This is a genomic window from Deltaproteobacteria bacterium (assembly GCA_020848745.1).
Classification (GTDB): Bacteria; Desulfobacterota; Binatia; order UTPRO1; family UTPRO1; genus UTPRO1.
Map to the genome: position 1 here is coordinate 17,931 of JADLHM010000028.1, position 12,449 is coordinate 30,379.

The following is a 12,449-nucleotide window of genomic DNA, read 5'->3' on the forward strand; positions in this document are numbered from 1 at the left end:
AGATCTCCGCTCCTGATTCCCATTCCGCTCACCCGGCCTTCACCACCGGCGGCCTTCGCGGCTTCGTCCCGACCCCGGGCGCTTCTCCCGCAGGCGCCGCTTCCATGGGTGCTCCGACCAGGGGCTCTCCCTCTCCCTCCGGCAGGTGCCGCTCGCACCAGGCGGAGAGGGCGCCGAGCAGCGCCTCCTCGGAGGCGGCGGCGCCGGCAGGAAGCGCGTGCATGATGTCGAGGCCGACGGGGAACCACCCCTTCACCACGGCGACGAAGAGTGCCCGCCGGGCGTCGGGAGAGGCGTCCGCCTTGTCGATGTGAGCGGAGAGCACCTCCGAGAGCTGGTCTTCGACGCGCTGCAGCCCCATGGCGATCTCGTCGCGATCGAGGCGCTCCTCGGCTTCGAGGCGATAGGCCCAGCGCGACAGGTCGACGTTCGTACCGTGATCGCTGCCGTACGAGCAGATCATCTTCCGAAGCAGCCCCGGCTCCCCGCTCACGCCCGCGAGCGTCCCGGCGAGCCCCTTGCCGAGCTCGGTCCACATGACGAGCGCGTTCATCGGCTCGCGCGTCTTCCGATCGTCAGCCAGGCAGCGCAGCAGCGTGTCGCGTACCGCCGTCGCCGTCGGGTCCAGAGATACGTCGGTCATCCTTCGAATCCTCCGACTTTCGACAGACCGTTCTCACAGCGCGAGTGCCCAACGTATGAGCCGCTCACATTGATAAGAATCTCTACGCAGGTCGATAAGAATCTCTACACGGCCTTTCGCGCCGGCGAGTTGACGTACTACACACTATCGAACGTTCGCGCGGACGCTCGCGTCTCTACTGCCCTTTGCCACAGGCGTCAACATCTCGTCTTCGCGCACGACGTGATCGCCGGCGAGCGAACGCGCGAGCGCCGTCGAGAGAGGTCGGAGAAAACATGTTCTCGATGCGGCCCATGCCTCCGAGTCACGGATGGTGCGCCGCGTTCGCGCGCGACGCAGGTCGATTTCGTAATTGACCGGGGCTCCGCCGACGTCGTACACGGCCTGACAGTCGCACACGGCCTTACAAGTGAGGCGCAAGCGTTCCGCACGTTCCAGTGTCGCGCCGCAGACGCGAGCATGAGCCTTCCAGACACGCCAAGTCCCGATCCGCAGCCGCGCGCCGATCGGCTCGACGCCGGCGCCATCACGCCCGGAAGGTTGCTCGGCACGGTTCTGCTATTCGTCGTTCTGGCCACGGCGGCCGGCGCAGCGACGACCCCCACCCCGACGCCGACATCCGCTCTCTCCCTTACCGTCGACGCCGCCGGGAGCGGTTGGGCCCTGGAGCCCATCTTCGGACTCGGAGTGCTCACCGGAACGTGGGAACAAGCCGACCTCGACGCGAACCTCTTCACCAACGTCCGACCCAACATGTGGCGGTTCTACGACCTCAATTTCTCCGCCCTCTTCCCGGCGACTCTCTTGCCTCCCGGTACGCCCACCGCAACGCAGTGGGCCTTCTTCGACTCCGAGATCCGGAGCATTGCTCGCAGGATCAAGGTCGTCAGGGACGCCGGAGCCACGGTCGGCGTCGATCCGGATCGCATGCCGCGGTGGTTGTCGTCCTGCGCCGAGAACGAAGGCACGCTGCCGCAGTTCACCTGGGAGTCTCCCCTGTGGGCGAACTGCGCACCGATCGATGACGCTCAGTGGTCCGCCCTCGTTCAACGGACGGTCGGCATCTTCGCGGAGGAGGGCGTCGCCGACTTCTACTGGGGCGTATGGAACGAACCCGAGTGGACGTTCTACGGGACGGAGGCGGAGTATCTGGACTTCTACCGGACCACCGCGCGAGCCGTGCGCATGGCGAATCCACAGGCTCGCGTCGGCGGCACCAACGACGTGAATCTCATGGTCCGGAAATGGCAGTACGCCAAGCACAACCCCGTGGTCGACTACGGGAGCCTCGTCCGGGCGCCGGAGCCGCTGATGAAGCGCCTGCTCGAAGTCGCCGGCCAGGAGCAACTGCCCCTCGATTTCGTCGACTGGCACTTCCCGACCACCGATCCGAGAAGCGACGCCCTCGATACGCAGGTGCGGCAAGCGAAAGACTGGCTCACCGCGAGCGGCCTGGATGAGAACACTCCCATCCGCATCGGCGAGTGGACCGTATCGGCTTGCGGGCAGGAGACCGCCGGCGAGCTGAGCGCGGCCTACGTCGTCGCGATGCTGAAGGAGATGGCGCGGCTCGGCATCTCCTTTCACAACCACACGTCGATGCGCGATCAGGACGGGTGGGCGGACCAGTGCTGGAGCCACGTCGGCCTGTTCTCACGGCAGGACAACCACCCCGTGGGCGTGGCGCGCGCCAAGTTCAACGCGTTTCGCCTCGTGAGCCGCCTCCTGCCCGAACGCTTGCCGGCGGCCGGCGACGACGCGTTCGTCGATGCCGTGGCCACCGCAGATCCGACCAGCGGCACGCTGGCCGTTCTGGTCGCCAACTACGTCAATCCGAGTCCGGGGCGCATCTATCAGATGGTACGCGACGAGCTGATCGATCGCGGCGTCGCCACGCCCGGGGAGCTCGCCGCGTTCGACGCCTGCGTCGCCCAGCAACGGGAGCTGGGGGCGGATCTCGAAGCGGCGTTCACGTACTGCGTCAGCCACCTGCCGCCTGCGCAGCAGCAGGCGATCGCCCCGGTGGTGACGGAGATCCAGGCGTGGATCGAAGAGCGCAAGACGACTCCGCAAACCATCACCCTGTCGATATCGGGAGTGACGGGCGGCGCCTACGACCAGACCCGCTACGCGATCGACTGGGAGCACGGTAACTCCTGCCGCTACAACAAGCGCACGGAACCGATACCGTCGTCGTTGGCGTGCGGCGAAGGCGGGGCCGTCGATCAGCGCTGGGCGCGAGTGCAGACTACCGCCGAGGGCGCTTTCGCGGACGAGTTGCGACGACGCAACTGGACCGTGAACGACCTGACGGTCGTCGAGGCCGGACTGCTCGCGACCTGTCAGCCGGAGACGGAACAGGGCCTGGACGCGTTCACGGCGTGCGTCGACCAGTGGTTCCTCGACCATCCCGACTCGTTCTCGAAGCCCGCTGCGCAGGCCACGGCGGACTTCTGGGCGGCCGTAGCGATCTATCGGCAGGCCATCGCGACGGAAGAGCGGCAGGCCGCGGCCGAGCTCAACGCTGCCCCGGAGGTGGGCATCGGTCCGGTGGAGCAGCGAAGGGTCATCCCGGCAGCAGGGCGCCTGGACGTGCAGGTCCCGCTGATCCCGAACGGCGTCGCGCTCGTCGAGCTGACACCGGCGGCAGCCGCTTCCACGTGGCTTCATGGCGGCAGGACGTTGCGGATGTCCGACCGCTCCGGACGGCGGCGCCTGGCCGTGACCTCGGCCGATCCGGGCATGGTCGTCCCATCACCGAGCGATCCGGCGGCTCCGTCTGCGGGCGGCGCCGTGCTTGAGATCGTCAACCCGACGACCGGGGAGCGCGACGCCTTCACGCTGCCGGCGGCGAACTGGAAAGGTCTGGGGAACCCCGCCGGCTCGAAGGGCTACCGGTACGCGGACAGCGCCGGCGCGGCCGGCCCGTGCAAGACCGTCGTGATTCAGAACGGCAAGCGGCTCCGCGCACGGTGCCAGGGGGCTGGCATCGACTTCTCTCTTGATGAAGCCGCGCAAGGCGGGCTCGGCGTCAAGCTCACGATCGGCAACGGCGACCGTTATTGCATGGCGTTCGGCGGCATCATCTCGAAGGACGAGCCGGGAACCTTCAAGGCCGCAGACGCCCCGGCACCCGCGGCGTGCCCCTGATCGACCGTACGCTTGCGCGCTATCGACGTGCTGCTCGAGATCTCCGGTCCGGATGCTGCCCGGCTGTACTCGATCACGCGAACCTGGGCATCTGATCCGGCGTCTGAACACACAGGCACGACGGAACCCACACGACGACCCGCGACCCCAAGGAGAAGCCCGATGACGATCGAAACGATGGATGGCACCCGGACCATCGACGTGACAGCCGACGGTTCCCGTGGATCGATCCGGTTGAACCGGCCCGAGAAACTGAATCCGTTGGGCACCACGACGTTGGAGGAGTTGGTTGCCGCGGCCCGCTGGCTCGACGACCGGCCCCACGTGAAAGTGGTCGTCGTCGGCGGCAACGGCCGGGCGTTCTCCGCCGGCGCCGATCTGGCCGCATTCGCCGGTGAAGGCGCCGCCACTCCGGCCGCTGGCGCCGGCGCAACGACTCGAAGCGCCGGACCTCGCGAAGCCGCCGACGCCGGCCGCCGGATGGCCGACGCGATCGAGGCCATGCGTGCGGTGACGATCGCCCGCTTGCACGGCCACTGCGTCGGCGGCGGACTGGTCCTCGCCGCGGCGTGCGACCTCCGCATCGCGGCGATCGGAACCCGCTTCTCCATCCCCGAAGTGGACCTCGGCATCCCGCTCGCCTGGGGTGGCATCCCCAGGCTGGTCCGTGAGATCGGACCGGCGCTGACGAAGGAGCTGGTCATGACCTGCCGGCCCTTCGATGCCGACGAAGCCCGGGCCGCGGGATTCCTCAACCGGGTAGTCCCCGACGCCGACCTCGACGACGCCGTCGAGGCTTTGGCGTCGGAGCTGACGACCAAGTCGGCCCTGACCCTCACCGCGACCAAGCGCCACACGAACGCCGTGACCGAGGGCATGGTCGGCACGGCTCGCGCCTGGAACGACGCCGACAGTCTGGTGACGGCACTGCACGACCCGGAGTCCCGAGAGGCTGCATTGGCCTACCTGGCTCGCGTCCGGCGCCGCTGAGCCCCGTAGCCGCGCGCGCCGTCCCCTGTCCGAAACGCGCCAGATTGCCGGCGCACAGCGCGACGGGGTCGCATCCTTCGCGAGCTGGGCGGCGTCGAGCCGCACGAACGTACCGTAGTGCCGACCCTCCGGCGCTGGTGGCTTCGTCACCCCCGGACGGGAACAGGGCCTCGGTACGGACCGAGTCGCGTACGCAACTGCACGAACGGCCCCGAGTCCCGCCCCGACACCCCGCGATGGTGCGGGATCACTCGAGCTCGAGCAGCAGGTTGTACTCGCGCCCGATGTCGAAGATGGTCGTCTTCTTCGGCTTCATCTTCGCGGCGAGCTGCTCGACCTCGCCCTTCGAGTAGAAGCGGATGTAGCAGCGGAAGAACGTGTAGCGGACGTAGCGCTGGGGCGTGAGAAGATGCCAGCGCTTCGGGATGCTCACGAACACGCGCCGCTTCGCCAGGCGGCAGAGCGCGCGGAGAGCGGCCTCGGGGTCCTTCTGGTAGTCGAAGAAGCCGATCGCGATGGCGTAGTCGAAGCTCTTTTCGGGCACCTGGTAGGTGAGCAGGTCGCCGAGCGCGAACCGGCAGACGCTGCCGACGCCCTCGGCCGTCGCCTTCTGGCGCGCCAGATCGAGCATGGTCGGGCTGAAGTCGATCCCGAGCACCTGCGACGCGCCCGCCTTGGCGGCCGGGATGGCGTAGCGACCACCGCCGCAACCCGCGTCGAAGAGCGAGCGCCCCTTCATCGGAGACAACGCTTCGAACGTCTTTTCGAAGCGGATCCGCATCTCCTTGCGCAGGCTCGTGTCGACGTAGCGGGCGAGCGCCCCCTTGCCGCCCTCGTCGTAGATGTGGTCGAAGTCGCGCGCGTAACCCTCGAAGAAGTCGCGCGCGCCGCCGTCGGCTCCGGTCACGGAGCGGTCCATGGATGCCGTTGCCATGCGGTGTGTGTACCGAAAAACCTCAAGAGCCGATAGCCCGGAATTCCCGGTCCCGGAGGGCTGAACCAGCGATCGCCGCGACGAGCACCCACGCGCCGGGCGCGATCCACTCGCCATAGCGGACCACGAGGGTCGTCGCCGTGCGCTCGGGTCGTACGGTGCCGACGAGGGTGGTCCGCTCGCCGACCCCGGTGCGCGCGACGAGGCGTCCGGTCGCGTCGATCACGGCCGAGATGCCGGTGTTGGTGGCGCGCACCTGCGAGCGGCGGGTCTCGATGCTGCGGAACGCGGCCCCCTGGAGGTGCAGCTCCGGTCCGGCGCCGAAGGCGAACCAGGAGTCGTTCGAGAGCGTGAGGATCACGTCGGCCCCGTCGGCGACGGCGGCGCGCGCGAGCGCCGGGTCGAGTACGTCGTAACAGATGAGGGGCGCCACCCCGAGCGACGCCCCGCCGCGGATCGGCACGGAGACGACGCGCGCCCCCGCCCCCGCCGACCACGTGCCGAGCCACGGCAGCCGGCTCCGCAGCCATCTCGAGTCGAGGAACGCCGGCACGCGCTCGGTCAGCGGGAACAGCGTGGCCTTTCGATAGATGCCCGCGACGGCGGGCGGGATGGCGGCGTTCTCACGACCGACCCCGCCCCGTCCGCCGCTCGCGCCCTCCACGGCCGGCGCGAGGAAGAACGCGGCGTTGAACTCGGCCACGCCGTCCGTGTCGTACGCGCCGAAGACGAGCGGGACGCCGGCGCGCGCTGCGAAGTCGACGATCTCGCGATCGAAAGCGGCGCCGTCCTCGCTCTTCGGCTTCCCGAAGGTCGTCGGGTAGACCGTCTCGGGCCAGACGAGGACGTCGAGATCGCCGCGCGCGAGGAGTGGCGCCGAGAGCGCGACGTGGGTGTCGAGGATCGTTCGCACCGTCTCGTACTTTCCAATCGTCGCCGCCATGCGGTCGTAGTGGCCGAGGTTCGCCTGCACGAGCCCGATCGTGACTCCGGGGTCCACCGCGTGCGCGTCGAGCGCGGCGACGCGCCAGGCTCCGTACACGGAGAGCAGCGCGACGACGCCGGCCGCGCAGGCCGCCGGCGCCGCGACCGCGCGGCTCGCGAGACGCGCGCCGGCCGCGCGCGCGCGAAGTGCCGCCCACGCGAGCTCGTTCACCGCGACCATCGCAAAGGTGAGCCCGGGAACGCCGCTCAGGTCGGCCGCCTGGCGCCACCAGAGCGAGCCGTAGAGCGGGTAGCCGAGCGTGTCGCCGAAGAGCTTCGGCGTCACCGACTCGGTCGCGACGAAGGTCGCGGCCGACATGAGCGCGACGGCGGCGACGGCGTTCGGACGGGCTCGTCGGAGCCACGTCCGCGCGAGCGCGACGGTCACGAACTGCGGTTGGAGGAGCGGCGATGCCGCCGTCAACACCACGAGCGGCACGAGCGGCGACGCCTCGGCGTAGTCGGCGATCGCCCACGCGAACCACCCGAAGACGGCGAGCTCGAAGGCGACCGCCATGGCGAGGCCCGCCGCGAACGCGGCGCGGAGCGAGCGTACGCCGTCGAGCACACGGAGGAAGGGCACGAGCCCGACCCACCCGAGCGCGAGCCAGGGCCACGCCGCGCTCGAGTAGAGCGCGTAGAGGACGGCCGACGCCACGATGGCGAGACCGGCCGAGGCCACCCGGCCGCGCGCACCGACGGCTCTCAATGGACGGGTTCGCCGGCCTTGCGCTCCGGCGGATGGAGCACGCGATCCGGATCCAGTCCCGGCGGCGCCATGTCGCGCGGCACCACGCGATCGTCGGGCACCCTCACGACCCGGCCGCGCCCGTCGAGGAACTCGTAGTCCGGGTGGAACATGAGGATCGCCGGCAGCGTCTCGCCGTCGTCGGTGGTCTGGTAGTGGCGCACGTAGCCCTCGGGCAGCGGGAAGCCCTCGGGCACGCTGAGGCCCGGCTTCGGCGGATCCGTGCCGGGAAGCCCGAAGGCGGCGATTCCGGTGTGGATCCCCTCCTCGCGAAGCGCGCGGATGGCGTCACCCGCGTCGAGCTCGCGCGGCGACGTCTCGGGCGCCGGCGCGGCCGCGCCGCCGTGTCCCGTCCGTTCCTCGACCGGCGCCGCCACCACCCGCCGGGGGACGACCCGCTCCGCGCGCGGCGGCGCGGCGGCGGAGGGCACCGCCGCCACCGGGGACGCCACCGGCGCCTCGGTGCCGGCGGCGGCTGCGACGACCGGCGTGCTCGCCGCCGTCCCCGCAGCGCGGATCAACGCGACCGCGACGAGCGTCACGGCGATCGGGATCGCGACGGCGGCCGCGATCATCCACGGAAGCCGGCGCGTGCCGGCGGCGCGCACGATGCGGACGCCGTCGTCGTTCGCATGCGGCGATCGACTCTGAGACGCCATGCGGGACGGAAGCTATATACGAGAGCGGCATCGGGAGCGGCAAGCACGGAGCAGAAAAACGGCGCGGCCGCCGCGCAAGGCGCGCGACGGCCGCGTGAACGCGAACGACGGTCCCGCCGTTACGGCGTCGCCGGGTTGTTGACGCTGATCGCCCAGCCCATGCGGTCGTGGCCGTTCTGGTTCCAGGCGGGGTTCTTGCCGCCGACGATCTGCGCGTCGGTGAAGTACGAGGCGCTCGTGCCCGAGCCCGTGCCGCCGAAGAGGCCGACCGAGACCGTCGCGCCCAGGTACGTCCCGTGCGTGTTGTCCGACTGGATGTAGTCATAGCTCGTGCCCGCGTTCACGAAGTGGGTGTTGGCGTCCCGGATCGTGGAGCGCAGCGTCGACGTGATACGCGTCACGTACACGGCCTCGGACTCGCCCTGCACGTAGCGGAGCGCATCGGAGTCGATCTGGCCGTCGCCGTTCGCGTCGTAGTCCGCGCCCATGTACTGCGCGAAGTCGTCGGCGCACGTGAAGCCGTACTGGTTCGCGAAGTTGCACATCCGCCAGTTCATCTTGGCGATGTACGGCAGGAACGTGTTCTGCTTGTTCTGTTGCACGCCGCCGATCGTGCAACTGCTGAGCGCGTTGTCGGCGTCGTAGCCCGGGTAGTAGAGGTTCGCGATCACCTTGAGCTTGGTCCCGCCGTAGGCGTTGGCGTTGATGTAGCTCATCGCGTTCTGCACGTAGGTCGTGCAGTTGTTGAGGGCGGTGTCGAGCACGCCGAGGTTGCACGTGCCGCTCTGGCCCGCGAAGTTGCTGCGCGCCTGGAGACCGTCGTTGCCGCACATCTCGAAGGTGACGACGCGGGTGTTCGTCGTCTGCATGTACGAGCGCTCTTTCACGATCTTGTTGTTGTAGATGTCGGAGGCGACGGCGCCCGACTTGGTCCGCCGGATCGTCTCGATGTCGGCGTTCCAGAGCTTCGAGAGATACTCGCCGTCGACCGTCGGAGCCGAGCGCCGCGCGACGCTCGAGAGCGAGCCGCGGTAGCCGGCGTAGATCGAGTCGCCGTACGCCGTGAGGCGATATTTCGTGGTCGTACCCGCGCGGTCGATCGTCCACGACACGTTCTGCGTGATCGTCGACGCCGTCGCCTCGGAGGTCACCACCGCCACTGCACACAACCCGAGAAGGGGGACTAGATGCCGACCGAATCGCATTCGACTTCCTCCTGTCTGTTGGGGAGCCGCTGGCTCGCGGCTCGGGAGTGGAGGCGGGGTAACACGACGCCGCCCCGTCTGGCCAGGAAAAAATGCGGAACGACGCGACGGCCGGCGTCGGGCGGCTCATGACACCGCGCGTTGGCGCCGCCGGCGCGCCGGCCGTGCTCACCCCGCCACCGGACGGCGCGCGATTGGACCGTGACAACCCGACGGCCGCTTGCTACCTGAGTCGTTCCGTGGCGCGTCCGCATCCCATCACGACCAGGCCCGGCCGGAGGCCCGGCGAGTACCTCGTCCACCTGCCGCCGGGCTGGGAGCTCCGGCTGCGGCGCGTGCTCCGCACCATCCTGGATGACGCCCTCCCCGACCCCCACGAGCCGGGCCTGACGCCGGCGCAGCGCGAGGCGCGCGTGCAGCTCCGGCGGCGACGGCTCCAGGCGGCCATCTGCACCTTCGTGAGCGACCTCGTCACCGCCGACATCGTCGGCAAGGAGATCGCCCTCACCACCCGGAGCCGTCACGGCTTCCGCAGCGGCTCGCTCCGCGAGCACGTCCAGAAGATCCTGCGCGAGGTGAACCGCCGCTGAAACCCGCGCGCGGCGCAGGCGGCTCCGGCCGGCACCGTCGTGCGAATCCGCGACGAAATCGCTCAGGCACTGGTCGCGACGAGCTCGCGACCGAACACCGCTCGGAAGTACTCCGCTTCCTTCTCGAGGGCCCAGAGCTCGAGGTCCGCGCCCGGACGCCGGGCCGAGATCCGGAGCGTCACGTTCGCGCCGCGGACCCGGGCCCGCACCGAGCGAACGACGCCGATCCGGCTCTGGTCGAGCGCCCGCGCCAGGCGGAGCAGCATGACCGCCTTCGGCACGAGCTCACGGTCGTCGCCCCCGAGCTCGCGCATCGGGCGGTCGTCCGCGCTCGGACGCGCCTTGCCGACGTAGCGCGCGATCGTCGCGATGATCTGCCGCTGCTCGGTCGTGTAGCCGAAGAGCTCGGAGTTCGCGATGAGATAGGACGTGTGGCGGTGGCGTCCGTCCCGGTTCACGAACGAGCCCACCTCCTGGAGCATCGCGGCGGCGGCGAGCCATTCTCCGTACTCCGCGGGCAGCTGGTGCACCTTGCGCAGCGCCGCGAAGAGATCGGCGGCGAGCTTCCGCACCGTGCGGGCGTAGCGCACGTCGACACCGTAGTGGCGCCCGTGGTCCTCGAGCGCCCGCTCGCGCTGCAACCGGATGCGCTGCTGGATGCGGCGCTCGCCGCCGAGATCGGCGGCCATCTGCGCCAGGAGACCGTCGCGGAGACCGAGCGGTGAGTAGCGGAAGCCGCGGATGCCGCGGACCATCAGGCCGGCGTACACGGCAGCGCCGGCGATGATGATCTCGGCGCGTCGCGGCCCTACGCCGGTGAGGCCGCGCCGCTCTTCGAGGTCGTACCCCGCGACCTCGTCGGCGATGCGGCGAAGCTCGCCGGCCGTCGCCATCGGGCTCCCCCGCTCCGCGCGCCGCGCTCGCTTCGCCGCGAGCGCCGCGAGCGCCGCCGCCGTCCCGCCGGTCGCGATCGTCGCCTGGACCCGCCGGGCCAGGATGCGCTTCTCGATGCGCGCGACCTCCTCCTCGATGTAGGCGTGCAGGCGTTGCAGCTCCTTCGGCTTCGGCGGGTCGTGGGCCAGGAACTCCTCGGTCAGACGCACCGCGCCGATGGTCAGACTCGCCATCTCCTGGATCTGGCCGCCGACCGAGAACGTGAGCTCGCAGCTGCCGCCGCCGAGATCGATGAGCAGCGCGCGGCGCGCGACGCGCGTTCCCGCCATCACCCCGAGGTGGATCAACCGGCCTTCCTCGAGACCCGTGATGATCTCGACCTTCCATCCAGTCGTCGAGCGCACCCAGTCCTCGAAGGCCCGCGCGGTCCGCGCCTCGCGCATGGCGCTCGTCGCGACGACGCGCACCGCGGCGGCGCCGTGGCGCTGGGCCGCCCGGTGGAAGCGCTGCAACGCTTCGATCGTGGCCTCCATGGCCTGCGGCTCGAGGATCCCGGTGCGAAACACGCTGCCGCCGAGCCGCGTCACCTCGCGATCCTCCAAGACCGTCGCGAAGCCGCTCCGCGTGATGCGGGCGATCTTGAGCCGGACGGAGTTCGAGCCGATGTCGACCGCGGCGAACGTGGCCATGCGTCCGTGGCGCTAGGCCGGCGCCCTGGTTCCGAGCCGGACGCCGGCGGGCGCGGCGCCGGCGGGCGACGCGACTCTCCGCACGCCCTTGCGGACGCCGACGACCGTCATCCTGCCGAGCCGACCCGCGACCCGCGCGCTCACCGCGATCGCCCTTGCGCGCGACGACTCCACGCGCGCCATCAGCGCCGTGCGGAGCGCGACGTGGTCGTCGCCGAGCGTCTTCCGCGCCCGCGCACCGAGCGTCACCCAATCGTGCCAGGTGCCGATCGCGTCTTGCGCGCGCTCGATCTCCGTCACGATCGCGTCCGCCAGCGGGTGCGGCGCGAAGCTCTCCGCCCGGTAGCGCAGCGTCTTCGCGCCGATGCGGAACCGGTGCAGGTTCGACGCCCGGAGCGGCGTGGACGCGGCGTAGAGGAACGCGAAATCGGCGAGGACCCCCGCGAGGGCACGGTGGACGGCGAGCTCGTCCGCACGGGCGGCGCCCGTCGCCCCGGCCGCAGCCCGGCGGAGCCGCTTCACGAGGCTCTGATCACGCGCCTCGCCGATCGTCCGCAACAACCGCTTCTGCCGCTTGCGGCGCGCCTTCCGGAGGTCGGCGGCGAGCTCGTCGCGTCCCGCCGCCGCGAGCGCGCGCGGCAGGCCGCGCACCGCCTTCAGGTGCACGTCGACGTCCCGCACCTTGCCGGCGTGTTTCCGGATGCGATCGAGCTGGCGCAGCATCTTGCGGTCGTCCGGCGACGGCTCCGGCGCTGCCGCGACGAGCGCCTCGACGCGGCGGATGGTGGTGCGGAGCTGGTGGATCGCGCGCGCGCGCGAGGCCTCATCGAGGTCTTTGACGATCTCGACGAGCGCGTGCGACCAACGGGCGAGCGGCAGGAGCGCCGCCGCGCGGCGCGGACGGGTGGGACCTTCCCGCGAGAGGGCACGCTCGTGGTGCGGACCCAGACCGTCGATCATCGA

The 12,449-nt window shown here is 70.4% G+C and carries 10 protein-coding genes; 3 read left to right on the forward strand and 7 right to left on the reverse strand.

Translation table 11 applies throughout. The features are described 5' to 3' along the window. Positions 1-28: 28 nt before the first annotated feature. Positions 29-463 carry a hypothetical protein gene (locus tag IT293_04260; protein MCC6763857.1) on the reverse strand — a complete coding sequence of 145 codons (435 nt, stop codon included), beginning with the start codon at positions 461-463 and terminating at the stop codon, positions 29-31. On the opposite strand from IT293_04260, the gene IT293_04265 reads away from it, so the two are divergent. Then, on the forward strand, positions 437-3,793 hold the full coding sequence (locus tag IT293_04265; protein MCC6763858.1) for a hypothetical protein: 3,357 nt from the start codon (positions 437-439) through the stop codon (positions 3,791-3,793). The two genes, IT293_04260 and IT293_04265, sit on opposite strands and share 27 nt — an antisense overlap. A gap of 177 nt (positions 3,794-3,970) precedes the next feature. After that, the gene (locus IT293_04270) at positions 3,971-4,783 is read left to right on the forward strand and encodes an enoyl-CoA hydratase/isomerase family protein (GenBank protein MCC6763859.1); all 813 of its coding nucleotides are present in this window, start codon (positions 3,971-3,973) and stop codon (positions 4,781-4,783) included. A gap of 247 nt (positions 4,784-5,030) precedes the next feature. Here the strand turns inward: IT293_04270 and IT293_04275 are convergent, their stop codons facing one another. The 4 genes from IT293_04275 to IT293_04290 form a co-directional block, all read right to left on the reverse strand. Next, positions 5,031-5,717 carry a class I SAM-dependent methyltransferase gene (locus IT293_04275; protein MCC6763860.1) on the reverse strand — a complete coding sequence of 229 codons (687 nt, stop codon included), beginning with the start codon at positions 5,715-5,717 and terminating at the stop codon, positions 5,031-5,033. A gap of 22 nt (positions 5,718-5,739) precedes the next feature. Then, positions 5,740-7,359, reverse strand: coding sequence for an apolipoprotein N-acyltransferase (lnt, locus tag IT293_04280; GenBank protein ID MCC6763861.1), 1,620 nt, complete (start codon positions 7,357-7,359; stop codon positions 5,740-5,742). A gap of 47 nt (positions 7,360-7,406) precedes the next feature. Next, positions 7,407-8,108: a hypothetical protein gene (locus IT293_04285; protein ID MCC6763862.1), complete on the reverse strand. Its 702-nt coding sequence runs from the start codon at positions 8,106-8,108 to the stop codon at positions 7,407-7,409. A gap of 119 nt (positions 8,109-8,227) precedes the next feature. Then, complete coding sequence (locus IT293_04290) at positions 8,228-9,313, reverse strand: SGNH/GDSL hydrolase family protein (GenBank protein MCC6763863.1); 1,086 nt, start codon at positions 9,311-9,313, stop codon at positions 8,228-8,230. Between the two features lie 239 nt (positions 9,314-9,552). Between IT293_04290 and IT293_04295 the strand changes: the two genes are divergently transcribed. Then, complete coding sequence (locus tag IT293_04295; protein ID MCC6763864.1) at positions 9,553-9,903, forward strand: hypothetical protein; 351 nt, start codon at positions 9,553-9,555, stop codon at positions 9,901-9,903. Positions 9,904-9,965: 62 nt separating this feature from the next. Here the strand turns inward: IT293_04295 and IT293_04300 are convergent, their stop codons facing one another. Together IT293_04300 and IT293_04305 are read right to left on the reverse strand one after the other, a co-directional pair. Beyond that, a complete protein-coding gene (locus tag IT293_04300) occupies positions 9,966-11,486 on the reverse strand; it encodes a Ppx/GppA family phosphatase (GenBank protein MCC6763865.1) in 1,521 nt (506 codons plus the stop codon). A 12-nt stretch (positions 11,487-11,498) separates the two neighbouring features. Then, the coding region (locus tag IT293_04305) for a CHAD domain-containing protein (GenBank protein MCC6763866.1) at positions 11,499-12,449 on the reverse strand (951 nt) is incomplete at its 5' end.

Coding starts and splice junctions, on each gene's coding strand:
- IT293_04300 (MCC6763865.1), bottom strand. CDS start 11,486: ATGGCCACGTTCGCCGCGGTCGACATCGGCTCGAACTCCGTCCGGCTC.
- IT293_04290 (MCC6763863.1), bottom strand. CDS start 9,313: ATGCGATTCGGTCGGCATCTAGTCCCCCTTCTCGGGTTGTGTGCAGTG.
- IT293_04285 (MCC6763862.1), bottom strand. CDS start 8,108: ATGGCGTCTCAGAGTCGATCGCCGCATGCGAACGACGACGGCGTCCGC.
- IT293_04260 (MCC6763857.1), bottom strand. CDS start 463: ATGATCTGCTCGTACGGCAGCGATCACGGTACGAACGTCGACCTGTCG.
- IT293_04270 (MCC6763859.1), top strand. CDS start 3,971: ATGGATGGCACCCGGACCATCGACGTGACAGCCGACGGTTCCCGTGGA.
- IT293_04275 (MCC6763860.1), bottom strand. CDS start 5,717: ATGGCAACGGCATCCATGGACCGCTCCGTGACCGGAGCCGACGGCGGC.